Source organism: Rubripirellula amarantea, from assembly GCF_007859865.1.
Classification (GTDB): domain Bacteria; phylum Planctomycetota; class Planctomycetia; order Pirellulales; family Pirellulaceae; genus Rubripirellula; species Rubripirellula amarantea.
Genome location: NZ_SJPI01000002.1, coordinates 1,696,874 through 1,714,955 on the forward strand (window position 1 = coordinate 1,696,874; position 18,082 = coordinate 1,714,955).

The window sequence follows — 18,082 nt, forward strand, 5'->3', positions numbered from 1 at the left end:
TCCTTAGCCACAATGCGATCAATTTTCCTCGCCTACCACAAAACGGGTGATTTAGCCTCACATTTCAGTCATGTCCGATCACAACCAAGCACAGTTCAAGACGACGCAGTGGCAGATCGTCCATGAAGCCGGGCGAGGCGGCTCAAACTCGCTCGACAAATTGTGCCAGACGTATTGGAAGCCGCTGTACTTCTACCTGCGTCGCAAAGGACACGGTGTTGAGGAGGCTCAGGACCTGACACAAAGTTTTATCGTTCACATGCTCGCGGGAGACTTGTTAAGCACTGCCGACGCCAGTCGCGGTAGGTTCAGAAGCTACCTACTAACATCGTTGCATCGGTTCACGATCAACCAATGGCGAAAAGAGATTTCCGCTAAACGCGGTGGCGAAGCTCGGGTGATGAACCTCGATTTTGGCACGGCGGAAACGGAATTGAAGTCGGCCCAGTGGCAGGACCAGACGCCCCAACGTGTCTACGAACGCCAATGGGCTCTTGAAGTCATTCACGTTGCGACCAATCGGGTTCGGAGCGACGCGGAGGAGAAACGCAAGCTCGAATTGTTTGACGCTCTGTTGCCCCGACTGCGTCTCGACTCGGATGCGGTTACCTACGACGAACTATCGCAAGAGATGAACATGACGGTCGATGCGTTGAAGATGGCTGCGAGTCGCTTTCGGGAAAAGTTACGTACTGCCATCCGGCAAGTGTTACGAGAGACGATCGCACCCGACGAGAGCGTGGACGATGAAGTCGCATCGCTGTTCGCTGCACTGCGCGGCGGGGAATCAACACCTATCCATCCCGAGGAGTCGATATGACCACCGCGTCTACAAAGGCAAGGCAAACTTGCAATCAATGCAGCTTCGCATTCAATGTCCACGAGGCTATCGGTGGAGGCTGTCCGCGATGCTTTGTGCGGCAAGTCGTTTCCGTTGACGATGAACATCACTCAGTGGAATCGACGCCGCCGGAGCTGCCCGCCGTCGCAACGCTGCAGCCTCTATTCGATGACTACGAGTTGCTCGACCTAATCGGTGATGGAGGCATGAGTGTCGTCTATCGCGCCAAACAGGTCCGCGTGGATCGAGTCGTTGCCTTGAAGATCATGAAGCAAACTGATTCGGATGACTCGCAATGGGACGCTCGGTTCAAGCGAGAGATTGACGTGCTTGCCCGATTGAATCATCCCGGAATCGTTATGGTGCATGATGCTGGCACCGCTGGCCGGTATCCCTTCATCGCAATGGAGTACGTTGAGGGCGTCAATCTTCGGCAATTGATTGGCCAATCGCGGCTGACCAGTCAGGAAATGCTGAAAATCGTTCCTGATATCTGCGACGCGTTGCAGTACGCCCATGACCGCGGGATCGTCCATCGAGACTTGAAGCCAGAGAACATTCTGATCGACCAACAAGGGCGAGCAAAAATTGCGGACTTTGGATTGTCGAAGCTGACCGACCAAGCGATTCTCGAAAACGCTGATGCTGCCCTCACAAAGTCCAGCCAGGTTTTCGGGACGCCGCGATACATGGCACCGGAGCAATACAAGGGATCGGGCGATGTCGATTCTCGTGCAGACCTGTATTCCTTGGGTGTGGTCCTCTACGAAATGTTGACCGGGGTTATTCCGCAAGCCGGCAGCGACCCTCCATCAATTATCAATGAACGACGGGAAATGGATAGTATTCAGGCAAGTCAGTGCTCACATTTTAGCGACGCGATCGAGCTGGATGACAAAGTCTCCAAACTAATGGCCGCCGAACCATCGCGGCGGTATCAGTCGGCTGCCGAGTTTCGGTCGGACTTCTTGAGAGCATTCACCCAGCGTCCATCGCCGCTTCTCCCTTCAAGCATTCGATGGCCCGACAAGACAGTTGTCGCGAAGTGGACGTTGGCTGTTTTTACCCTAAGCGTCTTCTTGTTCGGTCTCCCGGTTTTCGCGACCGCCTTCGACCATGTTTGGAAGAGCATCAACGAAGATTTTCATGGGCAATCGAACTATGCCAAAACGTCCCGCCTGCAAGCCGGCTATTGGACCGTGTGCGGGCTGATGATCTGGTTCTCCAGCGGCGTGCTCACGCAGGTTGCTCTGTCCGGTGTCAAAGACTGGCGGTCAAGTTCCCTGTCTGAAAAACTGCTTGCTCCGGTTCACTACATCACTGGCTTGGTATTGCTGTGCTTGGTTTTTCTGTTGCCATTGATCGCCACCGTCCTATGGGCGTCGATTCCTTTTTGGACATCAGTCCGCGACTGGCAACTGTTTGGCACGTCATTCTCGCCCGGCACTAACGGTCCGTACGGTTGGAAAGCCCTGCAAGTCGGGTTGCTGTTGTCAGCGATCTGGATCAGTGTGCTTTTCGCGATCAACGAGTGGAGGACAGCAAACGAAAACGGTTTGGATGCTCGATTGCGATTGCCTGCCATAGCCAGCCGAGCCATATTTTCTTTCGCTTTCTCAGCTAGCCTGTTCGGGACACTGATCGCGACATTCGTCACCGCAAAACTTTGACCAGGTGTGTACTTCATCCACGATCCGTCCGGTGTGCTTTGGCATGTCGGAACGTTTGTTTAGCTTCGGCTGTTACCAAGGTTCGGCAGAAACTGTTACGACCTCGCCGTCGTAGGAACCGCACTACCTCTTCTCAGCCCATCGCCTCGGCGCGCAAGAAATGCTGCTGGAAGCGTGCTCGCACTTCAAGTCTCTCGTTCGGCAATGACAGCGAGTCTGAGCGCCCGGTGACAGCCGCTCGCTCACCTAGGTGATCTTTACTCGGCGCAAGCTTTATCGCGGTTACTCTTTGACGACTTGCGAGGTCGTGACTTTTTCGATTGTTTGACATGCTGCTGAAAAGCGGTGCTAACCTTCAACCATCTCTTTTGGGATTGTCTCAAAACCGAGCCCCAATACGACGATCTTTTCAGGTCATCGCCAGCCAAACTTGGCATGAGCGAGCATCGCATGACATCCAGCCAAGCAAGGACGGCGACCTCGGCGAACATGCGGCTTAGTCGATCATCGCCAGCATCTTCTAAGATGGCCGATGTGTCCGAGTCGATACGCTTCTGCCAGAGCATTGAAGTCTCGGAGGAGGCGGAGCTGACAAATCCAACTAGGTACTCACGTGTGACCGCGATCATGTCGGTAGCCTCGGCGAGGAGCTCGGGTGATTCGGCGATCCAGGCGTCAAGCAGCTGCTGCGCGTCAGCATCACCATCCTGGGCGCGACGGCAAGTGTCCTTGAACTTGTGCAGGCCTGGGAGCTCGAGTCTGAACGTGGTCGTTGGTGCTGCCTGTTTGCTGTGCATGTCTTGCTCGTAGATTTGCCGAAGTACTTTCCATTGCGATGACCACTGACATAGCCATTCGAGTGACTTACTGGCCTCGATGTCGTCTGCCTTTTCAGCAGCGCAAGCTTCGTGGTAGGCACGCTCGTTTGCTTGTGCGAGACGTTCGTCCTCTAGGTAGAGTTGCACTACGGGGTCGGAAGCTTTGCCGATATAGCGTTTCTCGAGTTTGCCGCTAATACGCTGAGAGTGAACAACATAGTTGTTCGCCGTGCCGTTTCGTTTTTCGATCTGCATTTACTTTGTGTAACACATATGTTGTTTTAACAAAAACTACGCGGATTGTTGTTTACCGCCTACGTTGATGTGCGAATCATTTTCAGACTGCACAAATGGAAGTGCTACTTTTTCGGCGCTAAGGAACTTGCCGAGCACTTGTGCAGACCTTTTCCCCATCAAGTCGCTAAGGCTGCTGAATCGCCTAGCCTGTCGCCGCGATAGGTATCCGGTCCGTTTCCCAACCTCAAATAGTCGCTTTGGGGCCTCCCGCTCTATTCGGCGCAACATCAGCGCGAGCTGCATACGCTTGATCTCACGGCCCCTGGCGGTTGAAAGATCACACTCTTCATCGAGATGCGGAATTGCCGCCAACCAGTATTCGCAGACCATGGGGCCACCCCGGTAAGATGCGTGGCACACAAAAGCGTGCAGATCGCTGACTGGTCTGTCCTTCGGATCAAAGATATGAACGGCCAGCCAGGTCTTTGCTTCGAGGTTGTCGAGGATATCGAAGAAGACATCGCAGTAGTCCAGGACGATTTGAGTGGCAACACCGCAGGCTGCAGCGACCGCATCGGGTGGGAGCCTCGCTAGTAGCCTCGCCTCGACCTGGAGTCGCATCATCGGATCGCAGAAGATTCTCTCTGTCGCCTGAACATCGAGTAGATGATCAACCCGGTCCTGCGTTCTCGAAACGAACGGAGCTCCTCGCAGGTGATCGAAAACTTGCCAAAACTCCGGTCCGTATCTGACATACGTTTGCACATCGCCGCGTGCAGCCGCCGATTTCGCTATTAGCCATCTCCACGCCGGCCCTAGTTTAAAACGATGATGCATTCGCAAATCATCGGTAGACATTGTTTTGCGACGAGCAGGTGCAGACCAAGACCCAAAAGCCACTGCGATTTTCTCGGTCGTGGGTGCGGTGATTGTTTTGGCCACGAATCTTTCTTTGTAAGGAGACTGAATTTGAGCTGACCACTTAGGTAACGTTCACTAACTCAATTTAATTTGGCGCTGGACCGACGGGGTATGTGGTCTTCGCTTAGCTTTAGTGGCAACATGTTCGAATCTAGGCTGTAACTGTAGGGATAACTCTTGAGTTTCTTAAAAAGCTTGTTCTCGCCTGTGTGGGTGATGCGTGTGAGACAGCAAACCATGGTCGCTTTGTCCCGTCCAGCGAGGTGATAGTCGTCGATCAAGTCGAGGCGATTTTGGAGCGTCTCGGCAGCAGCATTCTTCTCGAGCATCGTTTGCGGAGGATAGATGGCAGCTGCGAACGCGAGTTGGCACCCTACGGTCAGACTTAGCTGAAGCGGTTTGTTAGCCTGCGCTTCTTTGATGTATTTTCCCATCGTGTTGCGATGGAGGCCGAGTCGGTCGCGAAGCCACTTTGCACTGGGGATGGCACCATCACCCAAAGCAAAAGTTTGTCCTCGTCTTCCAATGAGTCGCAAATAAGCAGCCAAGCGAGTTTCAATCGCTAGCCTGCGATTTCTCAGTCGACGCGAGTCCAATCTGCCGTTGTACCAATCGAGATAGCGAGCGTACTCATCGGGGTCTGTGTTGAAGAGTTCGAGAGTGCTGATGCCGTCCTTTAGACCAGCAATTGAGGTGTAGGCTTCGTCGACGATCGTGGAACTAGTCGGAGTAGGTAGCAGTGAAGCTGGCAAAATTTTAGTCCTGGAAGAGGGTGAGCCTTAGTTTTGCACATTGTTACATGCATTTACTAAAACTCAAAAAACATGCACATGAACTCGGGCAGTGACGAATTCTGGACATAGGTCTGTCGGACTCACCTGAAGGAAGTGAGAGAACGCTAACTGACTTGGCAGCTGGCGATTCCAGGCATTGGGAAATTAGTCAGCGAGACACGCCACACGCGGTCATGGACCAGCCGTCTAGCGTAACGCCCTGTCTATCCGAAAGCGTTTCGTCGAGGGGGGCATGGCAGGATAAACACCCAGTTGCTTACTACACACCTTCGAAAAACGTGACCGACTAGCATGCGGCTGCCGGTCAACTGAACCGCTACGAAGTAACAATCGCTCACGCTTCAGCTACGTTAAGTTCATGGCGATTTATACGCTGGTTGAGTGACCGCACGAGTTGAGTTCGTAGATCCGCTTCAAGCTGCCACAGACAGTCGCCCAGCTGGTCAATACTGGTGAACTGCAATCGGACCTGGTGCTAGACGCAAGGTTTGTCGAGACAACATCGCAGCTCATAACCAACTCACATCGACATCCTCAAGTGAGTACCTATTCCGATCTCCAGGAAGCGATGCTCCGCCCGCAACAGAGCCGCCAAAGCGAGTTCTAAACGCGGCTGCCGGTCTGTTTGCGAGAACGTACACGACTCCGCCTCAACCGATTCCTTTCCCTGATGCCAACCTTCAATGCATTCATCAACAATTCACCGTCGAACCGTTCTTGATCGTACCAAATCCGTGCATCGTGCAGTCGCTCAACGATCTCTTCGTCTATCAACTTAGGTGGAGGTGACGGGAGAATCCCGCCGAGTGCATGTAACTTTTCGAGCAGGAAGCGATCCGTGCTCGTTGTATCGCCAGAACGTATCCTGCTCAGCGTCGACGCCTCACATTCACACAACTTGGAAAGTTCACGCAGCGTTGGCAGGGCTTCATTGCCGGAACCAACGCCACGACTAACACATCGTTCCAAGAACTCGATCAAACGCTCCGCAGATCCCATCAGCAAACGGCGATCAACCCGCTGGCGATTGAGGTGTTGCCTTCGTCGTCTACTCGATTCGGTTTTGTCAGTTTGCATGACTAGCTGCTCTTCAGAGATACGAAATTGAATAAGCAACAAACCTATCGAAATGTAGACGCGGAACAAAAGCACTTCGCATGTGCATTCCATGATCGACTGGATCTACGGCTTCTGGTCGCTCTACGACGTTGCAGTTTTCTACATACATCGGCCTCAAAAATCGCCTTCTCAACTCCTCTGCGTAATCATCCTCGTACTCGTACTCGTATTTGCTCTCCAGCATTTTCGCACCGCCTGTTGAACCTGAATCTCCTAACGAACTCCAGTTCGGGTTCTATCCAAAACGCGATTGCGATTCCAACGACTCGAGGTTCACCTCCTTTGAGCGTCACTTCTCGGGCCGGGTTTTAAAACCCGGCCGCACAACGAACGCGTGCCGGGAACTAACTCTCGATCTCAACCTCCAAAAAACTAGTTGTACGTATGTTGTTTGATGTCATTTAGTTAATACCAACTAACACTTCACCAAACCAACCAATAACCCAGCGATTTACGAGGCGAAATGCTCCTCAACCATGCAAAAAACCTGTCTGAAAACTTTTGCCTATCAAACACCATAAAACACACTACTTCCACTTTCCCCACTTAACCGAAACCACCTCCTATCCACCTATCAATGCTCGCTATCAATGCTCACTGCACACACACCATCCATTACTTCATCACAACAACTCCCCCTACCCAATCCGCTTGCTCAACAACTTTGCTCGCTACACGAACAACCGCAACAGCGACTCTCTCCCTTATGACTTCCTCTTTCTACTTGCAGTGTTCCTCTCCCATTTGTTCCGGTAGTTGGTTAACTACTTTAGGGCATGCAACGCCGTTCCGGGTTTTAAAACCCGGCTGCCGCAAAGGCGATCCACTAACTTCCAACTCGCCACTCCACAAACCTGGTGAAAAACTTCCCTCCAACTCAACCTCTCCACACACTTGCCGAATCCACCGGCTTACCGTCGTACCTTCCCCCTTCGCCCTGGCCTTCTCACAGAGGCGCAGACGCAACGACATAGCGTTCGGCTACCGCAATCACCTCTTTTCTGGCCAAGAGCTTATCGAGCGTTGCAGAGCCTGCCGCAGAGAAGTTGTCGGGAACTTCTTGCAACAACATTTTCGACGGTTTTCTGATTACGCACTCTCTCGTCGGTTGCCGAATGCATACAAGCGCACAACGGTAGGCATCCGTCATCGCTAACTGACCGTGGAACTCTTTCGGAACCTCCTTTTGCATTAACTCCCGAAGGTCGTTCTCAGGAAGACACGGTCGTGAATGGAGACTCGTATTAGCCAAGCTATGCGTGTCAGCTCTGCGGAAACAAATGCGACCTACCGAAGCACATACTTCAAACATCCCGTTGCCAACGAATATATGGACAACGTCGCAAGGTACATCGCCGGTTAACTGCTCTCGCCACCGACTATTGCCAGCCAATACTCGTTGGAAGACAAAAAACGCCGGCGTCCCTAATCGGGGCGTCGACGTTTGTGCAATTCAGGCGTAACGGTTCGTTTCTACGATGCCATCGACGAGCAGCTTTCGTGGCATTTACGGCAGCACTTGACACACTTGTCCATGTTGCCGACTTTCTCGCAACTGTCCGCGCATGCTTTGCAGATTTCTGCGCAGGCTTTGCAGTAGTGGGCGTGGTGATCGCTGTTGCGGCTCATGAAGTCGACGCAGGCTGCACAGGCGGCGATGCAGTCGAGCATCAGCTTGACGTGATCTTGGCCGACGTGGTCGCCGCCTTCGGATAGACAGTGGCTGGTAAGCATGTCAGCGCAGGTCGTTTGGCATTCTTGGCAGTTTTCAATGCACTCTTTCATGGATGCGGTTGCAGTACTCATTCGTTTCTCCTTTGAAAATTGTCGATGCGGCCCCGTTGCCGCTGCCTAAGCGGTATGCAACTTGCATACCACTACGGGGTATATTGGAGAATGACTTTTTGACAGCCTGGAGAAATCATGGACCACGCCAACAAACACGAGACTTCATTGCCGGTCGCCGATCCGTCAGTGCAAATCGATCCGGTTTGCGGCATGAAGGTGCCTGCAGACAGTCCCCGTTCGGCGGATTTCGAGGGCAAACACTATGTTTTTTGTAGCGATGGTTGCCTGAAAAAGTTTCAAGATTATCCGGCGGGCGTGCTGGCGAAGCGATCGCAAAAGGAGGCATCGAGCGGTTCGTCTTTTTGCGGTGGAGAAACGGCGATTCAGATCAGAGAACCCCCGACCGCGTCTTCGTGCTGCGGTGGTCACTCATCGACCAAGGCGAGCGATTCTCCCGCAGACCCCGAGGCGATCTACACCTGTCCAATGCATCCGGAGATCGAGCAGGTTGGGCCGGGCGATTGCCCGATTTGTGGGATGGACTTGGAGCCGAAGTTCGTCGCATTGGATGACGAGGGTGAAGATAAACAGTACGCCGACATGAAACTTCGCTTTTGGGTGGGCGTTGCGTTGTCGGTGCCATTGCTCGTGATCGCGATGGGGCCGATGGTGGGTTTGCGGGTCGCGGATTGGATGAGTCAAAACGTCTTTGGCTGGTTGCAGTTGGCTCTTGCGACGCCGGTTGTGTTCTGGTGTGGATGGCCCTTGTTGGTTCGCGGAGCCAAGTCGTTTCGCACGATGAACTTGAACATGTTCTCGTTGATCGCGGTGGGAACGTTAGCGGCCTATCTGTTCAGCTTGGTCGTCGTGTTGCTTCCCGGTGTGATCCCAGAGGCGTTCTTCGAGAACGGTGTTCCACCTCTGTACTTTGAAGCGGCAGCAGTGATCATCACGTTGGTGTTGCTTGGGCAAGTGTTGGAATTGCGAGCACGCCAGCAGACGGGCGGAGCGATTCGCGAACTCATGAAGCTTGCTCCCGATACGGCTCACCGAATCACTGACGATGGCGAGGAAAATGTCTCGCTCGATGCAGTACACAAGGGCGATCGGCTGCGAGTTCGTCCTGGTGAGAAAGTTCCGGTCGATGGGAAAGTTATTAGCGGGTCAAGCAGCGTTGACGAGTCGATGTTGACGGGCGAGCCGATGCCGGTGAAGAAGGTGGAAGGTGACGAAATCACGGGCGGGACATTGAACCAGACCGGTGCGTTGGTGATGGAAGCCGTCGGTGTTGGCGGCGACACGGTTCTGAACCGCATCGTGCAAATGGTTGCCGACGCTCAGCGAAGTCGCGCTCCGATTCAGAAACTGGTCGACGTGGTGGCTCGATACTTTGTGCCGGCGGTGATCGTTTGTTCGATTGCGGCGTTCATCGGATGGGCGGTGTTTGGTCCGGAACCGCAACTGGCTCATGCGTTCGTAGCGGCCGTTGCGGTCTTGATCATCGCTTGCCCGTGTGCGTTAGGGTTGGCAACACCCATGTCGGTGATGGTGGGTGTTGGCCGCGGTGCAAAGGAAGGCGTGCTGATCAAGAACGCAGAAGTCCTTGAGGTCATGGAGAAGGTCGACACGATCGTCGTCGACAAGACTGGCACACTGACCCAGGGACGACCGGAAGTGACGGGCGTCGAGACATTTGGTGACTGGAATGAGAACGATGTGTTGACGTTGGCTGCGGCGGTCGAAGCGCAGAGCGAGCACCCGTTGGCTCAGGCGGTCGTTCGCCGAGCGAAGGCGGATGAGTTGCAGCTTGTGGAGGCAAAAGAATTTGACAGTATCACTGGTGGTGGCGTTCGCGCTCGCGTCGATGATCATGATGTCTTGATCGGCAAAGCTGACTTGTTGGACGAACAAGGCATCGAGGGCGTCGATGCAGGGCGAGACAAAGCGGGATCGCATCAGGCCGAGGGTGCGACGGTTGTATTCGTGGCGATCGACAGGAAGTTGGCGGCCATTCTCGCGATCACTGACCCAATCAAGGAGAGCACTCCAGCAGCGCTAAAGACATTGCATGAACTGGGATTGAAAGTCGTGATGTTGACCGGTGATGCCGAACCGACTGCCAAAGCCGTCGCATCGAAACTGGGGATCGACGAGTTTCATGCAGGCGTTTCTCCCGAGGAAAAGCATGACTTCGTTCGTAAGTTGAAGAAGGAAGGCAAGACGGTTGCGATGTGTGGCGATGGGATCAACGACGCTCCGGCACTCGCCGAAGCGAACGTTGGCATCGCCATGGGCACCGGGACAGGCGTTGCGATTGAGTCGGCGGGTGTCACGCTCGTCGGCGGCGATCTGCGTGGTGTCGCTGCTGCGGCGAACTTGAGTCGCAAAACGATGAGCAACATTCGTCAGAATCTGTTCTTCGCTTTCATTTACAACGCACTGGGAATCCCGGTCGCTGCTGGGTTGCTGTATCCGATCTTCGGCATATTGCTCAGCCCTATGATTGCAGCGGCAGCGATGAGTTTTAGCAGTGTGTCGGTGATTGCGAATGCGTTGAGATTGCGGGCAGCCAAGCTCACATAGTTCCGATTGGTCGATTTGCGACCAGCGCATAAGCTCGGTAGACCGTACGACTGGACCCCTTTTCCGCAAATGACCTCCAGAAAGTTCACTGCAAAGATACCCCTCGCAGGTATCTTGCCGATCTGAAACAAGCCGACATGCCGCTGCTCAGATCAAAGGAGTGATTTCAGTGCGATCGTTTTTGTTTAAGTCCGGACTGTTAGTCATTGCGACTGCCGGAATGTTTTGTTCCACCGCCACTGCCCAAATGCCTTCGATGGGCAGCACGGCTTCGCCGATCGGTCGCACATATACACCACCACCGCCAGTGCCATCGGCACCGTACGGACTTGATCAACTCGATCCGACCGGGCCACTGTTCCCCGGTGTTCGTATCGACGGCAGCGACTTCGGTAGCACGCCAGCTCCCGTTTACGTCGACGGCGAAATGATCTCGGAAGCGTTCCCCATGGAAACAGTGGTCCAAGGGTACCAGCTAGATGATTTCCTGACGTTGGCGGCTCAGAACAATCCCACGATCCGTCAAGCTCAACTGCAGATTTCAGCACAGACCGCCAAGGCATTGCAGGCCGGTCTATATCCCAACCCGACCCTGAACTACATCGGCGAACAGATCGGAGTTGATGTCGAAGGCGACAAGGATTCGCCGGGCGAGTTTCAAGGCATGACGGTGAGTCAGCGTTTTGTAACCGCCGGCAAGTTGAAACTGAGTCGTGAGAAATACATGCGTCGCGCTCACATTTCCGAGCACCTCGCGATGGCTCAACAGTTCCGCGTGTGCAATGACGTTCGCATCCATTTCTTCCGAGCGCTAGCAGCTCGCGAAATCGTCGAACTGCGAAAGGAATTGTTGAAGACAGCCGAGGACGGAGCCGTCACTGCTCGCGAGCTTTACAACCAAGGCCAAGCAACACGGCCACAAGTTCGCAAGTCAAGCATTGCACTGCAACGAGCGAGGCTAGACGTGCTGACGGCCGAGAACCATTACCGCGAATCTTTCCGGCGGTTGGTGGCGATCGTTGGTGTCGATCTGACTGACGGTATTGTTTCGGGCGACTTGATGCCGCAAGGTGATCCGCTTTCCTATCAAGAAGCGATGTCGTTGGTGTTGACGGAAAGTCCAGAACTTGCCGCCGCCCGAGCGAAACTGGCAGCGGACCGTGTCACCGTCCGACGCGAACAAGTTGAGTGGGTGCCGGACATCGTTGCCGAAGGCGGAGCCGGATACAACTTTGAGGCCAAGGAAACAACCGCTGCGGCAGGCGTGTCGATCGAGTTACCCGTGTTCGATCGCAATCAGGGAACGATTCGCCAAGCTCAACTGGATTACCGGCGTCAACAAGAAGAGATTCGCCGTACCGAGTTGATGCTCGGGCAGCAGATGGCGAACGTCTATCAGCAATATCTGACGGCACTGCAAATCGCAACGGAATACGATCGGGTGATCATTCCCGAAGCCGAATTGGCATACCAAGAATTGCTCGAAAGCTACAAAGCCAACCGAGTTGATTGGCCGACGGTTCTGGACGCACAGATGGATTACTTCGACTCACGCCTGACACGTGTGCAACAACTCGAACAAGTTCGCACCAACGAAGTGCTCGTGCGAGGATACCTACTGCACGGCGGATTGATGGCAGCACCCGGCCCGACGCCGCCGGGTCACATCGACGCGGTTGCCAAACCTCGTTAGCCCAAGTCATCGCCATTCAACATCCATCACACACTCAATTGCAACTACATCACCATGACCAGTCCAGAAGATCGCCGGAAGTTTCTCAAAGCAGGCTCCATCGCCGCGGCCACCGGTTTCGTCGGAAACTTGCTTGGCCGAAATGCGTCAGCTCAACAGCCCATGAACCATCAGGAAATGAATCACGGTTCGGCGATGCCCGCTCCAATCGGCAACGCATCGGCTGAACCAAACATCCCGGACTCATCGAACGTGCAAACCGAGTACGACGGTTTCTCGCGGTTCAAGCCCAGTCGCGGGCTTGATCCAGACTCGGACTATTACATCGGCAAGCTGGTTCCAGGGTTTCGCAACGCCGAGGATGGCCCGGCACCGTTCGAGGCTCCCGACATTCCGAAGCTGCCTTACAAAATTGATGGCGGCGTGAAGGTGTTTGAACTTGTGCCGATGGCGGTTCAGCAAGAGTTTCATCCTGGCGTGAAAATGAACGTCTACGGCTACAACGGCAGCATGCCTGGCCCGACGATCGAAGTCACGCAAGGCGATCGTGTTCGCATCATCGTGACCAATGAATTGCCGGAAGATACGTTCGTGCATTGGCACGGTTTTGAGCTGCCCGTTCAGTATGACGGAGCCGCGACGCTGACACAGAACCCCATCAAGCCTGGAAAGACGAAAGTATTTGAGTTCGACATCCATGAAGAAGGCACGTTCTTCTATCACTCGCATGTTGCGATGCAAGAAGCGTTTGGACAAGTCGGATGGTTTATCGTCCATCCCAAGAAAGTCTTCGACCCACCAGTGGATCGCGATTTCGGATTGCTGTTTCAGAACTTTCATATTCCGCCGACGCACACGATCAGCGATTCGTGGTCGATGGACTGGAATTGGCACACGATCAACGGCAAGAGTGGCCCCTACACGACTCCGCTGGTATGCAAACATGGCGAGCGCGTTCGTGTGCGACTGTTGAACTTTGCCCCAATGCAACACCATCCGATTCACCTGCATGGGCACACGTTTTGGGTGACCGGTCACGAAGGGGCTCGCATACCCAAGAGTGCCTGGGTTCCACGCAACAACGAATTGGTCGGTGTCGCTCAGGCTTCAAGCTTCGAGTTCATCGCCAACAACCCCGGCGATTGGATTTTCCATTGTCACATGATTCATCACATGATGAACCATATGGTCAAACAAGTGGGACCGCGAATGCGCGATGACGCTTCGGTCGATCAGTACCTCGCGAATCTCAGTAGCCGTCCGCAGGTCGACGCTTCACGAAGCGACAAATTCGCGACGCCTGGCTACCCACAGAAGATGCAGGGCATGGAGATGTCCGAGGAATTTATGAAAGCGATTTGGAGTCGAAAAGAAGTCCGCGGAATGCGAGCGAATTACGCGATGTCGGTCAAGGGATTGATGACCGTGCTGCGAGTTCTGCCAGACGACCTGTATGAGTTGGTAATGAACAGCGACCGGCCAGTTGAAAAAGGTGCGGTATTTGCTGAAATCGTTCGTCGTTTCGGTGACCCTGGTAAATACGAAGCTGCGCCCAAGATGATGATGTGAAGCGGACTAACCGCGGAGCCGTTTAGAGGGTAAAATCGGGTACTCCGCGAAACCAACCTGACTAAAAGTCTCCACGAATGCTCTCAGACGACGAGAAAAAGAAGCTCAACAACCGACTTCGACGTGTCATCGGACAAGTCGAAGCGGTTGGTCGTATGATCGAGGATGAGGAATACTGCGTCGATATCTTGATGCAATTGTCCGCCGCGACGGGAGCACTCAACAAAGTCGGCCAAATTGTCTTGGAGCAGCACATCCGCACCTGCGTCAGCGAGGCGATCAAGAGCGGCAGTGCCAAAGACCGTGACGAGAAGATCGAAGAGCTGATGACGGTCTTTCGGAAGTACGGCGAGTGAAAAATTAGCGTGATGAATTGGTTCTTGACTACTGGCGGGTTTCTGATGACCTGCCTTGGCGTCTGGGAAACCTTCATGGCAGTTCTGCATCCTCGTGCAACGGTTGGCCCAATCACGAAAGGCATCAATCGTGGCTTTCACTTTTTAGTCCGAACGCGAATGTTCGCTCATCCGCGAGTTTTGGTTTACTGCGGACCGGCGTTGATCGTGACGCAAGTGTTGTGTTGGGCGACGTTGCTGTTGATTGGCATCAGCCTGGTCGTGTGGCCTCAACTCGGCACGGGCATTACGGCTACCGGATCGACACCGACGGATACTGGTTTTGCGAGCGCGGTGTACTACGCTGGCTTCACGATCACCACATTGGGTGTGGGCGACTTGGTGCCGCGAACGCCAGCGATGCAGTTCTTGACAATCACTGCTGCTGGCTTGGGGTTCAGCTTCTTTACGCTCGTTCTCGCCTATGTCATTTCGGTCTATTCAACCCTGGCCCGTCGCAACCAGTTTGCCAACGAAATTGAGTATCGCACCGGACGAACGGGCGACAGCCTTGGCTATTTGCGAGCGTATCTGACCGAGAGCGATCCTTCGTTGGTCAACCAAGACCTATACACGATGTCGTCGAACATGGCGGACTTGTTGGAGTCGCATCATTTCTATCCGGTCCTGCATTACTTTCGATTCAGCGAACCGCGGTATGCGATGAGCCGAATGCTGCGATTCTGTTTGGAGGTTTCTTCAATGATGCGAGCTGCGCGGCAGGTCGATACTGCCAAGCCCGCCGCCAGTGCCGAGGCTGTCGATCGGCTTTGGCACGCTAGCATGCAGATGCTGGAGGAGACCAAACGGCATTTCGTGATCTGTCACTCGACGCATGACGTTCCCGACCCACGGTTGGCGATCGAGATTTCGCGGTCAATCGGCGACTCTGACGACTTATTGGACAAGCTAAAAGCCGCCTTTGTCGATCAGCAATCCGAGTGGCTTCACGACCTGAACGCGCTTGCCGTTTGCACCAGAAGCGAACCCCTAAAAGAATCCTGAAATCTTTTCGCGAAGTCGTGAAGAAACGTCGGGGCCGTGCATCCAAAGAGCATCAAAGAAGAGATTCCCTCAGTGCGAGTCCTTTAAAAGCTCTTGGAACTGTCCGCCATGAACCGTCGTCACACCAACCCTGCCACTCGATTGTTTGCTGCTTTTGCAGTAATCGCGGTGCTGTTGGCGTCCTCGCCGGCCGCTCGGGCAGGATCACACGACGCGAAGCCTTGCCCTCATGCGTGCTGCCAATCGCAGCCGGTCGGGCACAGTTGCTGTGACGGCGAAACGTCGAACGAATGCCCTGCGATGGCTTCGTGTGAGACCAAAGTCTGGTTGCCGCCGCGAACTTCTGGCGACGATCCGTCGCCTCGCGGCTTGGAACGCAGCGACTTCTTGCGGATCAGTTGGAAGACCGAATCGGTCGCCTTTGGTCGACCGGATTCTTTTGTCCGTCCCAACTCTCTGATTGATTGGCACGTTCGTCTTCAGATTTAGCGGTTGGCTCTGCTTCGACCTGCGAAGCCAGACCCAATTCAAAAAACGAAGATGTTTCTGTTTCCCAATCGGTGCATGTCGATGTCGGCTGCGCCATCAATCCTGGAGTTTCCAAAATGTTAGCGACTGTATTCTCTGCTGTTCTGTTCGCCGTTTCCTTCGTCCCCGCTGGCAATGTTGACACTGCCGCCTCGGCTGGGCCGACGTGTTGTGCGAAGCACGCATACTGCTGCACCGTCCAAGCGGCGTGCTGCGGCAAGCAAGCTGAAACGACAGCAACCACTGACGAAGTGGCGAACGCGACTTCCCAACCCACGTGCTGTGCCAAGCGTGCCTATTGCTGCTCGGTGAACGCACGATGCTGTGCGAAGCACGCTGGAACGAACACTGCAACCAGCGACGTCGTCAGCGCGGCCGGTCAACCGACCTGTTGTGCAAAGCGAGCGTACTGCTGCAGCGTTGGTGCTGCCTGCTGCGGAAATGGATCGGCAAATGCAACAGAAGTCGAGCCTGCTGAACTCAGCTAATCGCTTCTGATTGCGTTCGATCCCACATCAGCCGGGCGAGCCTGAACACTCGCCCGGCTTCTCTGTTTAAGGTGCCATCATGGACACATTCAAACACCGATGGCATCAGTTGCCGATTAGCCGGCAACTGCTTGTCCTCGTCAATGCGATTCTCTTTGGGTTTGTCGTTCTGTTTCTTGTCGTTGACTACCGCGTGAGGATGGATCGGCATTTGAACGAGAAGCAGATCGCGTTGACCGAAGAAGCTAAAACTATGTACGAGTCGCTACTGGTCGCTGAACCCCACGGCGGCGAGGCGATTCAAAATCTGGTCGACAACGTCTGCGCTCGAATGAATACCGACGATTCGCCGGGTCACCATATTGCTGCGGATTGGCGTGGGCTTCCGTACCAGGCCGTCTCACACGGGCATGCTTCCGACGAAATGCTCCTGGCAATGCGGTCGGCAGCTGATTCAACCGTCGCCAGATCAAACGCCACCGGCGCGCTCGTTGTCGGGTCTTTCACTGGACCAGCGGGCACTGTTTACATATCCGAGAAACGTTCAGCAGTTGTGGGCGCAACACGCCGCTCGTTGTTGATCCAGATGTTCGGAGTCCTATTGCTGGGAGGGATTACCGCCTTCGTGGTCAGCGCGGTATTGCGGCAATTGATCGCCCAACCGATCCAAGGCTTTGTTTCGGCGCTGCGGAGTGTTGCCGCCGGAGACCTAAGCGTGATTGCACGTACTCGAAGCTGTCGAGAACTGAGTTATCTCGCCGATCAAATCAATTCGATGACCGAGGCACTGGACCACGCTCAGCGCGACCATCGCGTTCACATGGAAAAGGCACGCCAGATTCAACAGAACTTACGACCGACGGTGAATGGATTGGTTGGAATCGACGTCGCTGAACTGTTCGAGCCGGCCGACGATGTTGGCGGTGACTACTACGATGTGATTCCATTGTCCGATGGGCAATATCTACTCTGTGTCGCGGATGTATCGGGACACGGCGTGCCAGCCGCGATGGCGGCGACGTTGTTGAAGGCGTTTGTGTCGGAAGCGGCAAAGAAGTCATCCAGCCCTGCCCAAATTCTGACAGATGTCAACGAACGCTACTGTGAGTACGTGATGATGGGACACTTTGCGACCATGACGCTACTGGTCGTTGACCCAAAAAGGCGACAACTGACCTACGCAAATGCAGGCCATGAATTTCCGTTCTTGCAGATTGGACGCGAAGCACCGGTGCGATTGAATGTGGGCGACCTGATCTTGGGCGTGGAGGACGATACCCACTACAGCGAAGAAACAATCCAGCTCGGCGATACGGCCCGTTTAGTCCTTGTTAGCGACGGAGTGACTGAAGCGTTTGATCCAAGTGATGAGCAATACGGCACCGAACGCATCGAACAACTGATGAGCAACGTTCTGACCACGAACGCGCGCGAACTGATCCAAGAGTTCGAGGCATCGCTCGAAACATTTCGCGAAGGTCGCAAAGCGTTCGATGACACGACGCTCTTGGTCGCGCAACTAACGTAGTGCGAGTCGCCAAGGTTTGCGGATAGCCTACGGTGCGGTCGATTGTGGAGTCAACGCGGGCGATCTAGGTCGCGAACATCGGCGTTCGCGATAGGTTAGATCAAC

The 18,082-nt window shown here is 54.3% G+C and carries 16 protein-coding genes; 11 read left to right on the forward strand and 5 right to left on the reverse strand.

Features of this window, described 5'->3' with window-relative positions:
* Window positions 1-70 precede the first annotated feature (70 nt).
* Window positions 71-820, forward strand: a complete 750-nt coding sequence (locus Pla22_RS19795) for an RNA polymerase sigma factor (protein ID WP_146516449.1) — start codon at window positions 71-73, stop codon at window positions 818-820.
* The gene (locus tag Pla22_RS19800; RefSeq protein WP_146516450.1) at window positions 817-2,511 is read left to right on the forward strand and encodes a serine/threonine-protein kinase; all 1,695 of its coding nucleotides are present in this window, start codon (window positions 817-819) and stop codon (window positions 2,509-2,511) included. The genes Pla22_RS19795 and Pla22_RS19800 overlap by 4 nt, the downstream gene beginning before the upstream one ends.
* A 257-nt stretch (window positions 2,512-2,768) precedes the next feature.
* On the opposite strand, the gene Pla22_RS19805 is transcribed toward Pla22_RS19800, so the two are convergent.
* The 5 genes from Pla22_RS19805 to Pla22_RS25890 all read right to left on the reverse strand — a co-directional run bounded on the left by Pla22_RS19805 (window position 2,769) and on the right by Pla22_RS25890 (window position 7,472).
* Window positions 2,769-3,584: a hypothetical protein gene (locus tag Pla22_RS19805; protein ID WP_146516451.1), complete on the reverse strand. Its 816-nt coding sequence runs from the start codon at window positions 3,582-3,584 to the stop codon at window positions 2,769-2,771.
* A 36-nt stretch (window positions 3,585-3,620) separates the two neighbouring features.
* Window positions 3,621-4,508: a hypothetical protein gene (locus Pla22_RS19810; RefSeq protein ID WP_146516452.1), complete on the reverse strand. Its 888-nt coding sequence runs from the start codon at window positions 4,506-4,508 to the stop codon at window positions 3,621-3,623.
* Between the two features lie 59 nt (window positions 4,509-4,567).
* Window positions 4,568-5,239 (reverse strand): hypothetical protein, encoded by a 672-nt coding sequence (locus Pla22_RS19815; RefSeq protein ID WP_146516453.1) that lies wholly within the window; start codon window positions 5,237-5,239, stop codon window positions 4,568-4,570.
* Window positions 5,240-5,884: 645 nt separating this feature from the next.
* Window positions 5,885-6,358, reverse strand: a complete 474-nt coding sequence (locus Pla22_RS19820; RefSeq protein WP_146516454.1) for a hypothetical protein — start codon at window positions 6,356-6,358, stop codon at window positions 5,885-5,887.
* Window positions 6,359-7,346: 988 nt separating this feature from the next.
* On the reverse strand, window positions 7,347-7,472 hold the full coding sequence (locus Pla22_RS25890; RefSeq protein ID WP_261343153.1) for a hypothetical protein: 126 nt from the start codon (window positions 7,470-7,472) through the stop codon (window positions 7,347-7,349).
* Window positions 7,473-7,900: 428 nt separating this feature from the next.
* Between Pla22_RS25890 and Pla22_RS25555 the strand changes: the two genes are divergently transcribed.
* The 9 genes from Pla22_RS25555 to Pla22_RS19865 all read left to right on the forward strand — a co-directional run bounded on the left by Pla22_RS25555 (window position 7,901) and on the right by Pla22_RS19865 (window position 17,977).
* Complete coding sequence (locus Pla22_RS25555) at window positions 7,901-8,116, forward strand: hypothetical protein (RefSeq protein WP_207310420.1); 216 nt, start codon at window positions 7,901-7,903, stop codon at window positions 8,114-8,116.
* A 207-nt stretch (window positions 8,117-8,323) separates the two neighbouring features.
* On the forward strand, window positions 8,324-10,771 hold the full coding sequence (locus Pla22_RS19830; protein WP_146516456.1) for a heavy metal translocating P-type ATPase: 2,448 nt from the start codon (window positions 8,324-8,326) through the stop codon (window positions 10,769-10,771).
* A gap of 169 nt (window positions 10,772-10,940) precedes the next feature.
* A complete protein-coding gene (locus Pla22_RS19835; protein WP_242632175.1) occupies window positions 10,941-12,464 on the forward strand; it encodes a TolC family protein in 1,524 nt (507 codons plus the stop codon).
* Between the two features lie 54 nt (window positions 12,465-12,518).
* Window positions 12,519-14,033: a multicopper oxidase domain-containing protein gene (locus tag Pla22_RS19840; RefSeq protein ID WP_146516457.1), complete on the forward strand. Its 1,515-nt coding sequence runs from the start codon at window positions 12,519-12,521 to the stop codon at window positions 14,031-14,033.
* Window positions 14,034-14,110: 77 nt separating this feature from the next.
* Window positions 14,111-14,389, forward strand: coding sequence for a metal-sensitive transcriptional regulator (locus Pla22_RS19845; protein ID WP_145283216.1), 279 nt, complete (start codon window positions 14,111-14,113; stop codon window positions 14,387-14,389).
* A gap of 75 nt (window positions 14,390-14,464) precedes the next feature.
* Entirely contained in the window at window positions 14,465-15,433 is a 969-nt protein-coding gene (locus tag Pla22_RS19850) for a potassium channel family protein (RefSeq protein WP_146516639.1), read from the forward strand.
* Between the two features lie 108 nt (window positions 15,434-15,541).
* The gene (locus tag Pla22_RS19855; protein ID WP_242632177.1) at window positions 15,542-15,922 is read left to right on the forward strand and encodes a hypothetical protein; all 381 of its coding nucleotides are present in this window, start codon (window positions 15,542-15,544) and stop codon (window positions 15,920-15,922) included.
* 116 nt (window positions 15,923-16,038) lie between these two features.
* Entirely contained in the window at window positions 16,039-16,449 is a 411-nt protein-coding gene (locus Pla22_RS25375) for a hypothetical protein (protein WP_165440761.1), read from the forward strand.
* Between the two features lie 79 nt (window positions 16,450-16,528).
* The gene (locus Pla22_RS19865) at window positions 16,529-17,977 is read left to right on the forward strand and encodes a PP2C family protein-serine/threonine phosphatase (protein ID WP_146516458.1); all 1,449 of its coding nucleotides are present in this window, start codon (window positions 16,529-16,531) and stop codon (window positions 17,975-17,977) included.
* Window positions 17,978-18,082: the final 105 nt, after the last annotated feature.